Source organism: Curvibacter sp. AEP1-3, assembly GCF_002163715.1.
In the GTDB taxonomy this organism is placed as follows: Bacteria; Pseudomonadota; Gammaproteobacteria; order Burkholderiales; family Burkholderiaceae_C; genus Allorhodoferax.
In genome coordinates this window covers 1,481,567-1,500,189 of record NZ_CP015698.1, presented here as the reverse complement: position 1 = coordinate 1,500,189, position 18,623 = coordinate 1,481,567, and the positions used below count along the sequence as shown (strand labels likewise).

General features: G+C 60.2%; 17 protein-coding genes. 12 read left to right on the top strand and 5 right to left on the bottom strand.

Annotated features, from left to right (window positions below):
- The first annotated feature begins 5 nt into the window (after positions 1-5).
- The 9 genes from AEP_RS07155 (at position 6) to AEP_RS07115 (ending at position 8,417) form a co-directional block, all read left to right on the top strand.
- On the top strand, positions 6-374 hold the full coding sequence (locus AEP_RS07155; RefSeq protein WP_087494747.1) for a response regulator: 369 nt from the start codon (positions 6-8) through the stop codon (positions 372-374).
- The gene (locus AEP_RS07150) at positions 371-3,133 is read left to right on the top strand and encodes a chemotaxis protein CheA (protein WP_087494746.1); all 2,763 of its coding nucleotides are present in this window, start codon (positions 371-373) and stop codon (positions 3,131-3,133) included. The genes AEP_RS07155 and AEP_RS07150 overlap by 4 nt, the downstream gene beginning before the upstream one ends.
- Positions 3,133-3,372 carry a hypothetical protein gene (locus AEP_RS07145; protein WP_087494745.1) on the top strand — a complete coding sequence of 80 codons (240 nt, stop codon included), beginning with the start codon at positions 3,133-3,135 and terminating at the stop codon, positions 3,370-3,372. Before AEP_RS07150 ends, AEP_RS07145 begins: the two co-directional genes overlap by 1 nt.
- A gap of 13 nt (positions 3,373-3,385) precedes the next feature.
- On the top strand, positions 3,386-3,760 hold the full coding sequence (locus AEP_RS07140; protein ID WP_087494744.1) for a response regulator: 375 nt from the start codon (positions 3,386-3,388) through the stop codon (positions 3,758-3,760).
- Between the two features lie 28 nt (positions 3,761-3,788).
- The gene (locus AEP_RS07135) at positions 3,789-5,036 is read left to right on the top strand and encodes a methyl-accepting chemotaxis protein (protein ID WP_157673074.1); all 1,248 of its coding nucleotides are present in this window, start codon (positions 3,789-3,791) and stop codon (positions 5,034-5,036) included.
- On the top strand, positions 5,037-5,807 hold the full coding sequence (locus tag AEP_RS07130) for a ParA family protein (protein ID WP_087494743.1): 771 nt from the start codon (positions 5,037-5,039) through the stop codon (positions 5,805-5,807). It begins immediately after the preceding gene.
- A 150-nt stretch (positions 5,808-5,957) separates the two neighbouring features.
- Positions 5,958-6,560: a response regulator gene (locus AEP_RS07125; protein WP_087494742.1), complete on the top strand. Its 603-nt coding sequence runs from the start codon at positions 5,958-5,960 to the stop codon at positions 6,558-6,560.
- A gap of 57 nt (positions 6,561-6,617) precedes the next feature.
- Positions 6,618-7,799 carry a sensor histidine kinase gene (locus tag AEP_RS07120; protein WP_157673073.1) on the top strand — a complete coding sequence of 394 codons (1,182 nt, stop codon included), beginning with the start codon at positions 6,618-6,620 and terminating at the stop codon, positions 7,797-7,799.
- A gap of 36 nt (positions 7,800-7,835) precedes the next feature.
- Complete coding sequence (locus AEP_RS07115; RefSeq protein ID WP_232459953.1) at positions 7,836-8,417, top strand: response regulator; 582 nt, start codon at positions 7,836-7,838, stop codon at positions 8,415-8,417.
- A gap of 78 nt (positions 8,418-8,495) precedes the next feature.
- On the opposite strand, the gene AEP_RS07110 is transcribed toward AEP_RS07115, so the two are convergent.
- From AEP_RS07110 to AEP_RS07100, 3 genes are read right to left on the bottom strand one after another with little or no spacing between them, the layout of a single operon-like run.
- On the bottom strand, positions 8,496-11,048 hold the full coding sequence (locus AEP_RS07110) for a sensor histidine kinase (protein WP_087494739.1): 2,553 nt from the start codon (positions 11,046-11,048) through the stop codon (positions 8,496-8,498).
- 17 nt (positions 11,049-11,065) lie between these two features.
- Positions 11,066-11,437: a response regulator transcription factor gene (locus AEP_RS07105; protein ID WP_087494738.1), complete on the bottom strand. Its 372-nt coding sequence runs from the start codon at positions 11,435-11,437 to the stop codon at positions 11,066-11,068.
- A complete protein-coding gene (locus tag AEP_RS07100; protein ID WP_087494737.1) occupies positions 11,434-12,546 on the bottom strand; it encodes a sensor histidine kinase in 1,113 nt (370 codons plus the stop codon). The genes AEP_RS07105 and AEP_RS07100 overlap by 4 nt, the downstream gene beginning before the upstream one ends.
- A gap of 223 nt (positions 12,547-12,769) precedes the next feature.
- Between AEP_RS07100 and AEP_RS07095 the strand changes: the two genes are divergently transcribed.
- Genes AEP_RS07095 through AEP_RS07085 form a run of 3 tightly spaced genes read left to right on the top strand, consistent with a single transcriptional unit; the run spans position 12,770 to position 16,921 of the window.
- Entirely contained in the window at positions 12,770-13,282 is a 513-nt protein-coding gene (locus tag AEP_RS07095; protein ID WP_198301909.1) for a molybdopterin-dependent oxidoreductase, read from the top strand.
- A 35-nt stretch (positions 13,283-13,317) separates the two neighbouring features.
- Positions 13,318-15,723 carry an ATP-binding protein gene (locus AEP_RS07090; protein ID WP_087494736.1) on the top strand — a complete coding sequence of 802 codons (2,406 nt, stop codon included), beginning with the start codon at positions 13,318-13,320 and terminating at the stop codon, positions 15,721-15,723.
- Positions 15,724-15,736: 13 nt separating this feature from the next.
- A complete protein-coding gene (locus AEP_RS07085) occupies positions 15,737-16,921 on the top strand; it encodes a hybrid sensor histidine kinase/response regulator (protein WP_198301908.1) in 1,185 nt (394 codons plus the stop codon).
- 52 nt (positions 16,922-16,973) lie between these two features.
- On the opposite strand, the gene AEP_RS07080 is transcribed toward AEP_RS07085, so the two are convergent.
- Positions 16,974-17,666: a hypothetical protein gene (locus AEP_RS07080; RefSeq protein WP_087494734.1), complete on the bottom strand. Its 693-nt coding sequence runs from the start codon at positions 17,664-17,666 to the stop codon at positions 16,974-16,976.
- A gap of 85 nt (positions 17,667-17,751) precedes the next feature.
- On the bottom strand, positions 17,752-18,594 hold the full coding sequence (locus AEP_RS07075; RefSeq protein WP_087494733.1) for a class II glutamine amidotransferase: 843 nt from the start codon (positions 18,592-18,594) through the stop codon (positions 17,752-17,754).
- Positions 18,595-18,623 lie beyond the last annotated feature (29 nt).

Below are 18,623 nucleotides of genomic sequence, written 5' to 3'. Positions count from 1 at the left end.
TCCCCATGAAAAAAATACTGGTAATTGACGATGCCGCCACGGTGCGCATGTACCACCGCAATATTCTGGAAAGCGCCGGCTACGAAGTGCAGGAAGCCATCAACGGGATCGAGGCGCTGGAGAAAGCCATGGTCACCGCCTTCGACTTGTACCTGGTGGACGTGAACATGCCCAAGCTGGACGGTTACGGATTTCTGCGTGAACTCCGCCGCCAGGACATGCCCCAGGTGCCGGCCATCATGGTCTCTACAGAGTCCGGTTCTGCCGACCGTCGCCGTGCCTACGCCGCAGGGGCCAACCTGTATCTGGTCAAGCCCACCCGGCCCGACCAGTTGGTCGCCCACGTTGCCTTGTTGCAAGGGGACGCACTATGAATGATTTGCTTGCACAGTTTTTGTCAGAAGCGCGTGATGCGCTCGAGGGCATAGGCGGCAAGCTCATGGAGCTCGAACGCGCGCCTGATGACGAAGAGTTGATGACGCAACTCTTCCGGGTGGTGCACACCCTGAAGGGCAATAGCGGGCTGTTTGATTTTCCGGAGATGAGCCGGGTGCTGCATGCCGGTGAAGACCTGATGGATGCGGTGCGCCACGGCGAAGTGCGGTATTCCCAAACTCTCGCGGACCGGTTGCTGGACGCCATGGATTTTGTCGGTCTGTTGTGCGATGGCATTGAGGATGAAATGCCCGTATCTGCCGAAATGGCGGCTGAGGCTGTTCGGCAAGCCAAGGGATTGCGTGCCCTGATTCGCCCGGATGCAGCAGAAGATGAAGCGCCCGCTGTGACCGAAACGGCGTCACCTGCTGCAGAAGCTCTACTCGCGCAGCCATTGGTGCAAAGCCTGGCGCGGGTGCCGGAAAGCATCCGCATGGAAGCCTGGACGCAAGCACAAAATGGCGCCCCGCTGGTGTGGGTGCACTACGTACCGTCCGAAGAATGCTTTTACCAAGGTGACGACCCTTTGCACCAGGCCAACCAGACTCCCGGCTGGCTATGGACCGGTATGGCGCCCCGCGCACCATGGCCTGTGCTTGCGGAGATGGATGCCTACCGCTGCATGCTGGACTTTGACGTGCTGGCTAGCGCAGACGCTGCGGAGATAACCACCCACTATCGCTACGTGCCTGACCAGATCAGCACCGCCATGGTCCCGCCGATGTGGCTGGTGATTCCGCAAGGGGACCCCAATGGGGGGCCGGTCTATGACGACTTTGTGGAAGACGCCGTTGGTCTTTTGAACGACAAGGACTTCAAGGGTCTGGGGCGCGCCGTGGACACCATGTTGGAGTTGTCCAGTGCAGCCCTGTGGTTGTCCTCGGCCCTGCGTTGGATGCAGCGTTTTTTGCAGATGAACGCACCGGATGCCGTGGCCTTACGTCGCTTGATTGACTCGTTGAAAACGCTGCAAGCGCCCGACTGGTCGGAGGTTCCCCTGCCTGCAACTTCACCGGCAGTGGCGCCCTCCCCCGCGAAAGTGCCGCAACTGGCCAACGTGCACGCCATGGCCCTGAAAAACGTAGTGGATGTGCAGCGCGAAGTGTTGAGTCTTCCGGACGATGCCACTTGGCTGCCCGGCCGCATCAAGGCGGCAGTGGCCTCACTGTCCGGTTGCCTCAAAGCTTTCGGGCGTCATGCCGAAATCGCTGCATTGGAGGCGCTGGCAACGCAGGCTTTGGAGGCCCAAACCGCGGCTGGACTGGCCCGGTGGTTGGACACCGCCTTCCCGGATGAAGGGACACCCACATCCGAGCCGCAAGTGCCTGCTGCTGCGGCTTCATCCGTCACTGTCCCGAAGCAAGCGTCGGAGCCAGTGAAAGCCGCGACGCCTTCCGTGCAGGTTGCGCCGGTGGCCAAGGCAGCACCTGCCGCTGCCACTGCGGCGGACGCTGACAAAGAGCATGTTGACGCTGAGACCGCAGAGACAGACGTCAAGCTGGGCCGCCGCAGTGAAGAAGCGGGCGCCAAGAGCCTCAAGGTGGATCAAGTCAAGATCGACCGCTTGATGAACCTGATCGGTGAGATGGTCGTGGCGAAGAACGCCATGCCTTACCTCGCCAACCGCGCAGAAACTGTGTTCGGCGTGCGCGAACTGTCCCGTGAAATCAAGGCCCAGTACGCCACCATCAACCGCATCTCCGAAGAGATGCAAGACGCCATCATGCAGATTCGCATGATGCCGGTGTCCTTTGTGTTCCAGCGCTTTCCGCGTTTGGTGCGCGACATCTCCCGCCGCTTGGACAAGCAGGTGAATCTCGAGCTCGAAGGCCAAGAGACTGCAGCCGACAAAAACATCATCGAATCCTTGGGCGATCCTTTGGTGCACATCGTGCGTAACAGCCTGGACCATGGCTTTGAGATGCCGGATGCACGTGTGGCGGCAGGCAAGTCACCGGCCGGCACTTTGCGTATCGTGGCCCGCCAGGAAGCCGACCGCGTGATCATTGAGATCAGCGACGACGGCAAAGGCATTGATGCCCAGGCGGTCAAGCTCAAGGCCTACCAGAAGGGTTTGATTGACGAAGCCACCATGGACCGCTTGAGCGACCAGGAAGCTGTCAATCTGGTGTTCATTCCCGGTTTTTCCACCAGCGAGGTGGTGTCTGACCTGTCCGGTCGTGGTGTGGGCATGGATGTGGTGCGCACCGCCATTGAGCAGGTGCATGGCAGCATCGTGCTGGAAAGCACCAAGGGGCAGGGCACGCGCATACGCCTGTCGCTGCCGCTGTCCATGGCGGTGACCAATGTGATGACGGTGGAGTCCAACCAGCAGATGTTCGGCATTCCCATGGATGCGGTGGTGGAAACCGTGCGGGTGCCACGCGCTTCGGTACGCACCATCAAGCAGCGCAAAGCCACCTTGCTGCGAGGCCGGGTGGTCCCGCTGCGCGACCTCAATACCGTGCTGGGCCTTGCTGCACCGCCTCTGACCAATGACAGTGATGAATTCGCTGTACTGGTGGTCAAGGTGGGCGATGAGTCGCTGGGGCTGGTCGTCGATGACTTCCACGAAACCGCGGACATCATCCTCAAGCCCTTGTCAGGCGTGCTCAGCGGATTGCGGGCCTATGCAGGCTCGGCGCTGATGGGCGATGGTTCTGTGCTGATGGTGCTCAACACCAAGGAGATGCTCTGATGGCCATTGACTACCGAGACCAAGAGGTGGTGTTCACCGACATCGTCGGTGTCGAAGATGCCGAAGTGCTCCTGGCCTGGTTGCAGGAGCACGGGTCGGCTCAGGCGGACTTTTCAGGATGTGCCCACATGCACCCCGCCAATCTACAAGTACTCATGGCCGCGCAAGTGCGCGTGGCCGCTTGGCCTGCCGCCGGTCCTCTGGACACGGCTCTGCGCAGTGCCTTTTCCAACGGTTAGCAAGGAGATAGTGATGGCAAAAACAATCATGATCGTGGACGACTCTCTCACGATGACGATGAGTGTGAAAAGCAGTCTGGAAATGAACGGCTTTTCGGTGCAAACAGCAGCAGACGGTGTGCAGGCCCTGACCAAATTGAAAGGCGGCTTGAAGCCGGACCTGATCATTACCGACATCAATATGCCCAATATGGGCGGGCTGGAGCTCATTCGCCAGGTCAAGGCGCTGCCGGGCTACCGCTTTGTGCCCATCTTGACGCTCACCACGGAGAGCGATGCGAGCAAGCGCGATGAAGGCAAGAAGCTGGGTGCGACCGGCTGGCTGGTGAAGCCGGTGTCAGGCCCCGATCTGGTGAAGGTGGTCAAGCAAGTGGTGCCCGGGGCTTGATTCGCCAACGGCTTTGCCAGGAGACGCCATGTCCCAAGATCACAATCCCCACCGGCTGCAACAGATGTTGACCACAGCCCTCACCGCATCGGGTACCGCAGCTTTGCTTTACTGGTGCGCACCTTGGTTGCACACCGCCAGCCAAGTCTTGCATGCGGAAGACAAGCGGCATGAATATGGTCTGGTAGCGCTGGCTGCGGTGGTGTTGGCCGCTGCCTTGCATGCGGTGCTGCGGCCGGCCATCCGCCGTTTTTCAACCTACCGACCCGCTACACGAAGCACGCAATGCATCCCCACGGAGCAGGCGGCAGCCGAGTTGCGCAATGTGGCGCCCTACCTGGATGTGTTGGCCCAACAGCTCGACGGCTCGGTGCAAGACACCGAAGAGGGCGTGATGAACGTCATCAAGATCGTGGACTCGGTGTTTCAGGTGTCCGGCCAGCAGTTGCAGCGCATACAGGCCTCGGAAGCCAACGGGGCCGAGCTGTCTGAGGTGGTGCGCGAAAAGCTGCAGGTCGACCAGCAACTGGGTGCCATTCTGGAAATGTTTGTCCAGGACCAGGAGCGGGATATTGAGACCAACCTCGGCCGCTTGAAGCGCCTGCAAGAGGTCAAAGCGCTCAGCCCCCTGGTGGATGTGATTTCCAATGTGGCGCGACAGACCAACTTCCTGGCGATCAACGCGGCCATTGAGGCTGCCCGTGCCGGCGAAAGCGGGCGGGGCTTTGCGGTGGTGGCTGCAGAAATCCGGGTGCTGTCCAACCGCACGGCAGAAGTGGCAGTCGACATTGCCCACCGCATCAACGCAGCCACCGAAGGCATCGACAAAGAGTTGCAGAGCGTGGAGAACCACACCGACCGCCACTCCTCCACGGGCAATATGCGCAAGGTGATGGAAGACATCTCCGCCATGCAGGAGCGCTTTGCACAAGGTTCGGCCAGCCTGCTGGAAATCGTGGAAGGTGTGCGGACCGGTCACATGGAAATTGTGGAAAAACTCTCCGAAGCACTGGGGCAGATCCAGTTCCACGACGTCATCCGCCAACGCATCGAACAGGTGCAAGGTGCCATGCACGAGCTCAATGCGCACCTGCAAAGCGTGGCAGACCAGATGCACGACAAGCCCTGGGACCAAGAGGGACTGGTGTCTCTCACCCAGCGACTGGAGCAGCAGGTGTCGCGCTACGTCATGGCCAGCCAGCATTCCGCACACAAGTCGGCCACCGGCGGTGAAACCCTGGTCAGTGACGGCCTGCCCAAGATCGAGTTGTTTTAAGTGGCTGCAGCCCGCATTCTCGTCATCACCAACCGCAAAGGTGGCACCGGCAAGACGTCGATGGCGGTCAACCTCGCCAGCGAATACGCCGCCCGAGGGCGCAAGGTCTTGCTGATCGACCTGGACAGCCAGAGCCACTGTGCGGTGGGCCTGGGCGTGCCGCCCGTGCGCGGTGCGGCATCTGCACAAAGCTTTCTGGCCGGCCGGAACAGCCTGCGAGATGCCCTGCGACAGCAGGTGCTGCCGGGCCTGGACCTGGTGCCTGCAGACCCGCTGTTCAACCACAACGGTTCGGGCGACACCTCGACCGCACTGGGCGTGGCGCTGCAGGCCGAAGGCTTGCTGGAGGACTACGACCTGGTGCTTCTGGATACGCCGCCCTCTCTGGACGGCTTGCTGCTGAACGCCTTGTGCGCCGCAGACCGCGTGCTGGTGCCGTTTGTGCCGCACTTTTTGTCCGGAGAGGGAGTGCGCCAGCTTGCCCGGGTGATCTTCCGCGTGGCCAGCCGCGGCATGAACGACAAGCTCAAGGTGCTGGGCTTTGTGCCGGTGATGCTGGATACCCGCATCGGGCTGCACCGGGAAGTGTGCGAAGGGCTGGGGCACCAGTTCGGCCGCAACCGACTGTTACCCGGCATCCGCAACGACATCCGGGTGGCTGAGGCCTTCGGGCGGGGCAAACCGGTGCGCCAGCATGCGGCCCATTGCCGGGCGGCGCAGGATTTTGCCGTGGTGGCCGACGCGATTGACCGGATGTGGGTGACCGTATAGACCTCATATGCAAAAATGAATTAAGCGTTTATTTGATTAAATATATAAATTCATTGATAATTAAATAAATGATTTAAAACAAAAATTTCATTTGCTTCAGTCCGACAAGACACCTGAAAAACTATTTGAATCACAACCGGAGTACTCGGCATGACCGTAGAACGCGACGTTTTGACGACCCAGCAGGCGGCCAAGCTCTTGGGCTTGTCGACCACCTCCGTCCAGAAGATGGTGATCAATGGGGAACTGGACGCCTGGATCACCCCCGGTGGCCACCGGCGCATCTTCCGTAGCAGCGTCGATCAACTGCTGAACTCGCGCAACGCCGGTTTGGCAGGTGTGACCGGCAATCGCCCCCTGCGTATCCTGCTGGTCGAAGACGACCCGGTGCAGATTGCGTTTTTCAAGGCACTGCTGGCCCGCATAGGCCACTCGGTGCAGCTCACCATCATCAACCAGGCAGAGCAGGCGCTGGACCATATCCGCGCCCTGCGTCCCGACTTGCTGGTGACTGATCTGGTGATGGAGCCCATGGACGGATTTACCTTGGTGCAGGCTGTGGGTGATGAGCCCGGCCTTGAAAGTCTGGACGTAATTGCCCTGACCGCCATGTCCCCACAGGAAATCACTGAGGATGCCCGGCTGCCCACGCGCGTGGTGCGCTACCAGAAGCCATTGAGCGCCGACCGCCTATGCGGCTATCTGGATGCCCTCACCGTGAAGCTGCTGGAACAGGAAGCACTTTGCGTTTGAAGATTGCTATGGTTTTGGTAGCTGCTCGCGCATATTCCACGGGCGCAATTCATCGAATTGACTATAGAGACTGACCAGAAACCCACCGGCACCTACGCCATGACACCGACCTGCCCCCACAGTACCGTCAGTCCTTTGCAGGGCGCGGTAGACGCTGGCCTGCTGCTGTGTGAGCAGCCCGAAGTCCATGCGGAAGTGGAGTCCCTGCGCGCGCAAGTAGGGCTTATGCATAGCCTGCTGGATGCCGGCGACCAAGCGGTGTTGACGCTGACCTGCGCCGGTGAGTGTGTACCCGCCAATTCCCAGGCAGCCATGTGGTGGCCACAAGCCAGCCTGCAGGAGCGGGCCGAGTTGCAGCAATGGGCGCTGTCGACACCTGGCACGATTGCCGAGTGCACGCGGGTCTGGACCCATGGCAGCCGCAAGGTGCTGGCAGTCAAACGCGTACAGGTGGCGCCTGCGGTAGTGGCGCTTTACTTGCGCGACATCACCCAGGCCCACGATATCGATCGCATGAAGTCGGACTTTTTGTCGGCTGCGGCCCACGAGCTGCGCACCCCTTTGGCTAGCATTTACGGCTTTGCCGAGCTGATGCTGGTCCGTACGTTGGGGCCTGAAAAACAGAAAGAACTGCTGGGCACCATCTACCGGCAAGCCAAGTCCTTGATTGATCTGATCAATGAGTTGTTGGACCTCTCCCGTATCGAGGCCCGTCAGGGGAAAGACCTGAACATCGTGTCCTGCCCCTTGGCAGCGCTTGTGGACAGTACGGTGGGCGGCCTGCATTACAAAGCCGAGAAGCACCGCCTTGTGCGCGATCTGCGCCATGGCGCATTCATGGTGATGGCCGACCCGGAAAAGACCCGCCAAGCCCTGCTCAATGTGCTCTCGAATGCGGTGAAGTATTCCCCGCAGGGGGGCACGGTCACCATCTCTACAGCGCTGCGTGGCGTGGGGGGGCAGCAGCAGGTCGGCGTGCAGGTGCGCGATGAAGGCATGGGCATGGACGAAGCCCAATGCGGCCGTGCATTCGAACGTTTTTACCGCGCCCATCCGCTGGGCGATATCCCCGGCACCGGCTTGGGTCTGAGCCTGGTGCAGGAAATCATGCAATTGCAGCAGGGCGAAGCCGAGCTGAGCAGCGCCCCCGGCGCAGGCACCACCGTCACTTTGTGGCTGCCTGCGCAAGAGCTGTTGCCGGACGACTCCGCTCCTGCCGAACCCCATTTGATGCACTAAAAGGCCATGCGAAAAATTCCCAGTAACGATGAACTCATGACCACCCGAGAGGTGGGCGAGGTGCTGGGGGTGGCCGTGCGTACGGTGCAGCTGTGGGTGGAGTCCGGCGTGTTGCCTGCCTGGCGTACCGCCGGTGGACACCGCCGCATTGCCCGTAGTGCGGTCGACCGGCTCACCCGGGAGCGGGCTGACATGCTGGCCCCCGTGGTGCATGGCGCTACCGCGCCACCCACGCGGGCTTTGCGCCTCTTGGTGGTGGAAGACGATGCCGATTTGCGGCAGCTTTTTTCCATGATGGTCGAGGGCTGGCGTTTCCCCGTGGAGCTCAGCACCGCCAATGACGGTTTTCAGGGGCTGGTGCGCATCGGCCAGTGGATGCCTGACATGGTGGTCACCGACCTCAACATGCCCGGCATGAATGGTTTTGAGATGGTGCGCTCGCTCAAGATGGCGGGCGCAGATTACGCCAACCTGCAGGTGGTTGCGGTGACTGCGCTGAGCGCAGGCGATGTGGCCGACCGGGGTGGGCTGCCCGAAGGCACCGTGGTGTTTCAGAAACCGGTGGACTTCTCGGCAATTGAAGACTTGGCCCGCAACCGCCAGATGACCCTGCGCTGAACCTGCTGCATCGGTAACGATCTGCCGCGCGCGGCTGCGGCAGTGCCATCAGGCCTCAGCGGCTTTATCCCGTATCTCTTATGCCTCTGCGAGGGGAATCCACAAACTGGCCGTGGTGCCTTCGCCGAAGGTGCTTTGCAGGGTGACGCGGCCTTTGTGCAATTCGGCGATTTCCTTCACCAGACTCAAGCCCAGGCCCGTACCCGGAATATTGCCTGAGGCATCTGCGCGATAGAAGCGCTCGAATGCGCGCTCCAGTTGCTCCGGTGTCATGCCTATGCCTTGGTCACGCACATCAATGACGGCATAGCGCCCGCCCTCGTCCTCCTCCGTGCGCACGGAGAGAGACACATCGCCCCCTTGAGGTGAGTACTTGAAGGCATTGGCCAGCAGGTTGGTCAGGGCCTGTTGCATTTTCTCGGGGTCCATCAATACCTGCAGGGAGGGCAATGTGTCGTGCAGCACCGGGCGGTCGGTGTCTTTGAGCATCAGCCCTTTGATGCAGTACTGCACCGTTTCATCCAATGGGTGGGCGTTGATTTGCATGTCCAAGCCGCCGCGGGACTCGATGCGTGCGAGGTCCAAGAGTTCATTCAGCATTTTGACCAGCAGGCCTGATTGGCGGTGAATGGTCTGCAGCATGTCGGTCTGGCGCTCGGGCGTGAACTTGCGGCGTGTCAGCAGCTCGGAGAAGCCAAAGATGCTCACCATGGGTGTACGCAGCTCGTGTGCCGCTGCGGTCAGGAACTCGCTCTTCATGCGGTCTACCTGGTCTTCGTGCGTCACATCGCGGAAGTAAAGAATGGTCTCGCGCCTTCCTGCTTCGTTGCGGCGCGAGCGCGCCTGGACCACGCGGCGCTGGGGCCGCGCGAGTTGCAGCTTCTCTTCCCAGGATGCATCGGGCTGGTCGCCCCGCATGGTCGGGAGGGCTTGGCTTTCATCGCACAGGGAGAGCAGTTGTTGTTCAAACTGCGAGAGGCTCACAGGTGTGGATGCATGTTTGCCCAGACCGGTCATGCGCTCAAACGCAGGGTTGGCAAACACCAGTTGGTCGTGCGCGTCAAACATCACAAAGCCGTCCGGGCTCAGGCTGAAGATGGCGTCCAGCTGGGCGCGGCGTTCTGCCATGGCCTCTTCGGCGCGCACCCGAGCGGTGATGTCCGACACGATGCCTACAAAGTGCGTCAACGTGCCTTTGTCAGACATGACTGGTGACAAGGAAACCTCAGCGATTTGCACTTCGCCGTTTTCGAGCTCGCGGTGGATGGTGACGTTGGCGTTGCGGTGTTCGCGCACAGCCAAGGTCAGTTCGCGCACCCCCGGGTCGTCGGCGTTCTTGCCGCGCAGCAGCGCCAGGCTTTCGCCCAGAATGTCCCAACGCGGAAGGTTCACAAACTTCTGGAACGCATCGTTGATATAGACGATGGGCTGGTGTTCCATCTTGCCATTGGTGATGAACACGGCGTTGTGGCTACTGGCCAGCGCACGTTCGTAGAGTTCGGAGGTTTCCTGGGCGGCCCGTTCGTCGGTCAGGTCTCGCACGATGCAGGCATAGCGCAGGGTTTTGTCGTTCTTGACCTCACCCAGACAAATTTCTACCGGGAACAAGGTCCCGTCCGCACGGGTACCCATGAAGTCGTGGCGTGTGACCCGGCTGATACTGAGAATGTGCTCCATGCCCTGGCCGAACATCTCGTGCAAGGCCTGTTCGTTCAGACCGGGTACGCAGCATTCGATGGTCTGCCCCAGAAGCTCGTCTTCTGAACGTCCGAACATGCTGGAGGCAGCCGGGTTGGTGGTGGTCACGCGGCCGAATTCATCCAAGCCGATGATGGCTTCCGCAGCCGTATTCACAATGGCCTGCACCCGGTTCACTTGCAAGGCCATGCCACGGCTGGCCTGGTTGATGGCGGCTTGCAGTTGACCCACCTCCACGCTGGCTTTGGGCAGGTTTACTTCGTCGCCCATGCGCAGGGGAATCTGGGCCGCAAACTCGGTGAGCTCACGTACCGGTGCCAAAGCCTTGCGGATGATGATGTGCAGGCACAGCATGACGACACCGGTCAGGATCAGAGCCATCCAGAACGACTGCAACCACAAGCGCTGCAATTCGGCGTCTCGGTCCTCCAGGCTGTAATCCACCCGCACCCAGACGTTGTTGAGCGTGTTCTCCTTGTCGACTTCCTGCCAGGCTACAAAGTGGTCGCTTTCGAGTCCACCTTCGGGCAACCCGCTGGCCACAAGGCTGGCGCCCAGGTGCTTGCCGGTGTCCACATGCACGCCATCGCGTGCCCGCGTCACTTCCATCAAGTTCACACCGTCGGGCTTGTAGATGCTGATGCGGTCGATGCCGGGCAGCTGCACTGCATCAATGGCGTTGGCCTGAAGGGTGTTGAGGCGCTCGGCAATGAGCGCGGCGGAGCTGCTCCCCGCCACCATGCGCGCGACCGAGGTGGCATTGGTCTGTGCGACCCGCAGGGTCTCGCCGGCAATGCGGTGGTAGGTGTAAGCGCTGTACACCACGGTCAACAACACCATGACGGCCAGAGTAGCCCCCATGATGATGGTGCTGATGCTGAAGGGCGCCGCCAGATGACGGCGGACCCCTGGCAACCATTCCGTATGACTCATGGCGCAGCGCCCTTTGCTTATGGGACCAGGCGGTCTACGGTGTCGAGCAGCTCGATCGGACTGAAGGGTTTGACAAGGTAGGCATCGCAGCCGGCTTCGTGCCCCCGTTCAATGTCAGTTTTCTGGCCGCGTGCAGTCAGCAGGATCACCTTGGTGTTGCCGGCCAATGCAGGATCGGCCTTCACCTTTTCACACACCTGGTAGCCGTCCAATGCGCCGGGCATCATCACATCCAGCAGGATGAGCTGGGGGCGCAGTTTTTGGGCCACGATCCATGCGGTTTCGCCGTTGTCAGCTTCATAGAGATCGAAGTCCTCGCTCTCCATGGTCATCATGATGAGTTTGCGGATGTCGGGCTGGTCATCCACGATCAGGGCTTTGCGTTTCATGTTGCGTCTTCCTTCTTGCGACGTTGCATCAACTGGGCGAGGTCTGCGGCGTAACGCTGGGCCTGTTCCATATCCAAATTAGCCTGTCCGCGCTGGGGAGCACCGGTGGGGAATTCGATCATCACGCGGGTATCTTCACCATCCACGATGGACATGCGCATGTTGCCGCCGTGCAGCCCCACAATGCGGTTCACCAGCGGCAGCCCCAGGCGGCCATTGGCTTGGGTGGGGCTGCGGGCGGAAAACAGGTCGCGGGTTTCAATGCCTTTGTCCTCAGGGGCAATAGCCCCCTGGTTGCGCACACTGATCAGCACGTGTTCACCGGTGAGGGTGTAGCCGATCTGCACCGCGCAATCCACACCACCTTTGACCTCGCGACGCGAGTGGGTGAGGGCGTTGTCAAAGCACTCATACAAAGCGCGTTTGATCAGGCGGGCATTGCCATAAATGGGAGGCAGGGTGCCATTGGGCGGCTTGACCTCAAAGCGCACTTTGGATTGCAGCGACTTGGGTTTGAGGTCCTCCAGCGTTTGCGTCACCAGCATGCCAAGGTCCATGCGATCGTCCATCATCATGGCTTCTTCGCCGAACACGGCCAGCAAGTCCGCCAAGCGGCGCAGGCGCTCTTTGAGCTCGTCCGCAGCCAGCTCGAGGCGGTTGCCTTCTTCGCTTTCAGGCAGTGAACCCAGCAGGCCGGTCAGTTTGCGCATGGGCGGGCCGACTTCGTCCTGCAGGAGTTCAATGATTTGCTCCAGGCCCATGCGGCTTTGCACGCCGGGGCCGGCTTGGGCGTCTTCCTTCTCTTCAGGCGTCGCGACAAAAGCAATGTCCAGGCCGGAAGGGCCTGCCATGAATTGCCCTTTGAGCTTCTTGCCGTCGGCCACGCCCACCTCGGCGGCATAGGGCAGTTTGACCTTACCCAGTGTGATGGCCTGAGCCAGATTTTTGATAACGATGCGCCCGCTCATCGCTTCGACAGGCTTGCCCGGATGCAAGCGAGCTGCACGGTTGGCAAATGTGGCCACACCGTTGACACCGAACGTAATCATGGGCAGCGGCATCGCGTCAAAGAGCGCATTCACCGACGGTTGATGGAAGTTGGTTGCCATGGTCAGGGTCTCTAGTAAGAGGCTTGTTTTTCGCTAATGTATCAAATTTATCAAAAAATACAAGAAAAATAAAAATAAACGTTTCATTCGTTTTGCCGATCAAGAATCCGATCCGCAAGTCATCACCTTATGAGATTGTTGTTTTTTTGTGTTTTAAATATTTATACCAATTAAGTTGTATTTGGCGTATTATTGGATATCTTTCGTAAAAAGGAGTGATTCCATGCGTACCTTGTTGTCCCGTTGCGTGATGTTGTCTTTGTCCGCTGTGTTGATGGTTGGCGCAGCCTCTGTGCAGGCCTTGGAGCCCGCCAAAGGCAAAGTCATTCTGACCATTTCCGGCAAAGTCGGGGAGAAGAATTCTCCTGACGCAGCAGTGTTCGATCTGGCCATGCTCGAGAAGCTGCCCCAGCAAAAATTCAGCGCCCAGACACCTTGGGACAAAAAGCCCATCGCTTTCCAGGGCCCCCTGCTGCGCGATGTGCTCGCTGCAGCCAAGGCCAGCGGCACCACCCTGAAGGCAGCTGCGCTGAATGACTACCAGACCACCATTCCTGCAGACGATGCCAACAAGTTCGACGTGATCTTGGCCTACAAGATGAACGGCGAGTTGATCCCTGTGCGTACCAAGGGTCCCCTGTTTATCGTGTATCCGTTTGATAGCAAGGCAGAACTGCGCTCCGCGACCTACTATGAGCGCTCGGCCTGGCAACTCAAGTCCCTGACTGTCGAGTAAATGGCGTCAAGCCTGCAATAAAGGAAGGAGCCCCCGTGCTCAAGCCCACCACCATGCATCTCAGGCGTATCTGGCTTTTGCTGGCAACGGTGCTGTCGGTTGCGATTGTGGGCTTACTCATATTTCAGGCTACCCATGAACTGCGCGATGCACGTACTCGGCAAGCGGAGTTCACAGAATCCTTTGTTCCGTCTGTCTTCCAGTTGGAGCGCGAGTACCTTCGGTTTGCCAACAAGGTAGAGATCGCATCCCACGATCATGGGGTGCCTGATATCAACGCGCTGGCCATGGCTCTGGACCTCGTAATGAGCCGTGTAGAGGTGGTAGACAAGTCACTGGCGGCAGCAGAATTCCGGACTACCGAAGTTTTTGTCACTGCACGTGCCCAGTTGCAGCGGGTGCTGCAACAAGCGGATGCCGCCATCAGCAGGCAAAACCAAGACTCTCAAACTTGGGCAGCACTTTCCAAAGAGCTGCAGGCTCTGGCGCCTGCCATGAATGCGCTCACCATGCGCTCATCCCTCATGATGAGCACCCAACAAGAAGAGGTACTTGCGCGCAGCGTGGACAGTGCGGTTGCCAAGCTGCGCTTGATGTCCGGCTTGTTGGTCTTGTTGCTGGTGTCTGCAGCGGTCATCGGGGTGCGCCAAGGTCGGGTGGAACGGGAGCGTCAGCGCTTGGAGCGCATGCACGAGCAGATGCGTGTGGCCAATGAAAAAGCGGATGCCGCTAATGCCGGCAAGTCCCAGTTCCTGGCCAATATGAGCCACGAGCTGCGCACACCACTCAACGGCATGCTGGGCATGCTGAGCCTGTTGGAGTCGACCCCCGTTAATGCCCAACAGGACGACTACATCCAGACGGCCAACCGCTCTGCCAAGCATTTGCTGAGTTTGCTGAATGACATTCTGGATGCCTCTGCCCTTGAGGCCGGAAAGATGACGCTCAAACCCGAGAGCGTGCACCTCCCCTCACTCGTGAGCGACGTGCAGGCCTTGATGCGCCCTGTGGCGCTGGAGAAGCGTCTGGTGTTGAGCGTGAAGGCGGATAAAGACCTGCCCCGTTGGGTGCTGGCTGATGGCACGCGGGTCAAGCAGATCATGCTGAATCTGGTGTCCAACGCGCTCAAGTTCAGTGAGCACGGCACGGTTTCGGTGGAAGTGTTTTCACCGGCTGGTGAAGAGCTCAAAGCCGGGGATGACGTAGCCCTCAAGATCCGCGTCACAGACGAAGGCATGGGCATGTCTGCCGATGTGCTGGCCAAGTTGTTCCAGCGCTTTGAGCAGGGCAATGCCAGTAGCGCACGGCGTCATGGTGGCACCGGCCTGGGGTTGGAGATTTCCCGTAGCCTGGCCCGCCGCATGGGGGGCGACATTGAAGTCAGCAGCGTGGAAGGCAAGGGCAGCGTGTTCACCGCGACCTTGTGCCTGCCACTGAGCAGTCCACCGAACGAGCAAACCACCGACGCCATCACAGCGCGGCGCGAGCCGGGCACACTGGGCTTGAACCTGGTGGTCGCTGAAGACAACGCCATCAACCGCAAGTACATGGCGGCCCTGTTGGGCAATATGGGTCACACGGTGCGTTTTGCGGAACACGGTGGTATTGCCCTGCAGGAAATCCAGAAAGAGGTGCCCGATCTGGTGCTCATGGATTTGCACATGCCTGAGGTGGATGGCCTGCAAGCCACGGAAGCGATCCGGCAGTTGCCAGCACCCTATTGCGAGCTGCCCATCATCGCGCTGACAGCCGATGTGTTTGAAGAGTCCAAGGACCGTGTGAATGCCGCCGGCATGGACGGCTTTTTGTCCAAGCCGGTCAACGTGCACGAGCTGGAGAAACTGCTGGTGCGGCGTTTCGGGCTGCGCGGCGCCTCGTTGGCCATGCCGGCAGCGAAAGCGGCAGCCAAAGCACAGCCTGCGGTCGCGGTCGCGCCTGCAGTAGCACCAGTACCTCAGGTCGCGGACACTGCCGCACCCGTGCAAGCTGACGCAGCGCCCACCGGCACCGCACCCGTGGCTGAGGAGCCTGTGCCCGCGCCTGCACCCGCACCGCGTCAGCCGCGCCGGCGCTTCCGCCCTGGAGATGTGGCAGAGCATTTGAATATGGCCATGATCGGCGAGCTGTGCGTAGGCGTGACCTTGCAGGGCTACCAGTCGCTGCTGGACGGTGCCATGCGTACTGATGCCCATTGCTACGCGGACCTACAGGCGGCTCTGGAGCAAAACAACACTGGTGCCTTGCTCGAACTCGGCCACTCCTTCAAAGGTGTGACCGCCAGTCTGGGGCTGGCCGCCTTGTCCCGCCTTGCACTGACGATCGAGAAGCAGGGCCATGGATTCACCGCCGAGGAATGCAAGCAGCACGCAGAAAGCCTGCGCGAATGCTGGAACACCACCAACGCCATCTGTGCCCGCATGGGCCTGATTGTTTCTTCCTGAAAGCGGGGTGGCTGTGAGTGCAGTTCTTGCAGGTGCGCGTGTGCCCACCATTCTGGTGGTGGACGACAGCGTTTCTGTGCGCCAGTTGACCGCCAGTGTGTTGCGTCACGAAGGCTTTGTTGTGTTGGAGGCGGGTGACGGTCGCGAAGGGCTGGACACCGCTTTGCGCGAGCAGCCGGATGTGATTCTGTGTGACATTCACATGCCGGTGCTGGATGGTTGGGACCTGGTGAGAGAGGCCCGGAGCAGCGAGTCTCTAGGGACCACGCCGGTGCTGATGCTCACCTCTGACAACGACCGGGTTAGCGTGCGCCGCGCCATGGCTGCGGGCGCAGACGACTACCTCACTAAGCCTTGGACGCAGGCAGAGTTGCTCTCCGCAGTCACTTCCTTGCTCGAGAAAGCGAACCGCTACAAGGCGGATGCAGACCGGGCCCAGGAGCAGCTGCGCTCTGCGGTACTGGCCACCATTCCGCATGAACTGCGCACGCCCATGGTCAGCATTTTGGGCTCTACGGAACTGTTGTTGACCCGGCGTGACCGCTACTCGCCCGAGCGCGTGCAGGGCATGCTGGAAGACGTGCACCGTAGCGCCAAAGCACTGGCGCGCACCATCAGTCGCATGATGGACTGGGCTGAGCTCAGCGCCGCCCAAAGCCATGCCGATTCCGGCAGCCCCTCGCACCGGCTCGACATCGCCTCTGCAGTGCAGGAGGTTTTGGCCAGCCAGGCCTTTGCGAGCGAAGTGCAAGCCGTACTCAAGGTGCCGGCGGAAATAGCGCCTGGCGTGTTTGCGGGGCATGCGGTACAAACCCGCCTGGAGCCCGGGCATGTGCAATGCTGGGCGCCGGACTTTCACAAAATCCTGACCGAGCTGCTGGTGAATGCCCTGCGTTTTTCTAAGCCGGGTCGCCCTGTTGGCGTGACCGGCAAGCCGCTGGGGCAGGAGGCCTACCAGTTAGAGATCGCCAACCTTGGTGTGGCCATGCCCGAGAAGTTCATGGCGCAGATCGGCGCACTCTCACAGGCGGACCGTGAAGTGCATGAGCAGCAGGGCATGGGTCTGGGTCTCGCGATCGGCCAACTGGCAGCACGGCGCAATGGTGCATTGCTGCAAGTCACCCGCTTTGATGGCATGCCCACCGTGGTGCGACTGACATTCCTGCAGCACGGGGTTGAACAGAAAAACCTGTTCTAGCGCCCGCGTAATATGCGCGAGAAGCTAGCAAAAATATAGCAAACGTTCTGACTCAGGTCGGCCACATTGGGGCGCTTTGGGCCACGCGTGGGCTGCTGCCTTCTACGACTTGAACGACCACCTTGTGCACCACATAGCCTTCGGGCAGGTCCAAGTAACCGCGGGTGTTCAGCAGGCGGGACACTTCCACTTTGGGCTTGGCGTCTGCCAAGGCTGCGGGTTGGTCCAGCGGCATTTCGCGCAGCTCGCCGTTTTGTTCGCCCACCACCATGAATTGCAGTTTGCCCACCAGCTTGCGACCTTTGTTGCTCAGGCCCAGTTCGTAACGCAAGCGGTTGGGATAGCCCGAGACTGCGCCAATCCGGAAATTGTCGATGCGCAGGCCAGCCGTGTCTTCAGGGGGCAAGGCATTCAGCACCACATCAGCAGAGGGCGCTTCGCCCCCATGTCTGCTCAGGCTCACCTTCTCGGGTTCTTCCAGCGCCGAGCTAACCGCAGCGAATGCAGCGGGCGCTGCCGGGGCGTTGGACGAGGCGCTCGCATAGCCGCCAAACCAATACCAGGCTAGAGAATAGGCTGCCAGGATCAACAGCATGCGCACGTGCTTGAGCGCTTGGTGCCAGCGGGGTTCAATCGTCCATTCCGCCAGAACGGTGGGAGCGGTCAGCCACCGGGGAAACGCCGAAATGGCGTGCCAGAGGCTGGCCGCGGTCAGGGTTTTGCTTGCGTCTGCAGAGATATTCATGGCACACCTGCTAGATGAAATGTTATTTAATGATTTTATTGTTTTAATTAAATAAGTGCAAATTCATCGGATGCCTATTGGCAAGCTACAGCGAAGGGCGTCGCCCCACAGACACAGTGGGCACCGGAAAGCGTTCCACCCCGGGGTTCACGCGTGCGTGGGCCAGCTCGCCGCCCACGTAGACCCGGAGCTCGCCGGTTTGGAGTGCTATCCAAGGCTCATCCACTGTGAGCGGCTCAGTGGCAACCACCACCATGCGGTCGTTCGTGCCATTCACGGCGCTGAGGTCCATCTCCACATCCACGTCCACCAGTCGGGCTTTGGGGAAGGGGTGTTGCCGGTTCACCTCGTACAGCGAGCTGGAGCAATGTACAAAGAGGGCGTCGCCGTTGGTCAGGGTGAAGTTGAAGTTGCCATGCCGCGTGATGGGAGCTATGGCCTCAAACAACACTTCGGCAACCCCCGTCCAAGCCGGAGGGCGCACGCAATCCTTGAACGCCCGTGACAGCACCTGCATCAGGTAGCAGAAGGCACGCTCGCTGTCGGTGCTGCCGATGGGGAAGTAAGGGCCGCTCAGCTCGGGGTAGTAGTTGCGCAGATCACCGTTGTTGGCAAAAAACCAGGTCTGACCCAACCACTCGCGCTGGAACGGGTGGCAATTGGCTAGGCCCACTTCGCCCTGGGTTGCCTTGCGGATGTGGGCGACTACGGTTTTGCTTTTGATCTCGTAGCCCTTCACGAACCGCGCCAAGGGGGATTCATAAGCCGGCTTGTCGTCGATAAACAGCCGGCTTCCCGTGGGCTCGTAGAACGCAATGCCCCAGCCATCCACATGATCTGAGGTGTGCCCGCCGCGCTCAGAAAAACCGGTGAACGAAAACTGGATGGATGCAGTGTTGTTGCAATTCATGCTGAGCAGCTGACACATGGCGGAGGAGCACCTTCTGTTGGTCGGAA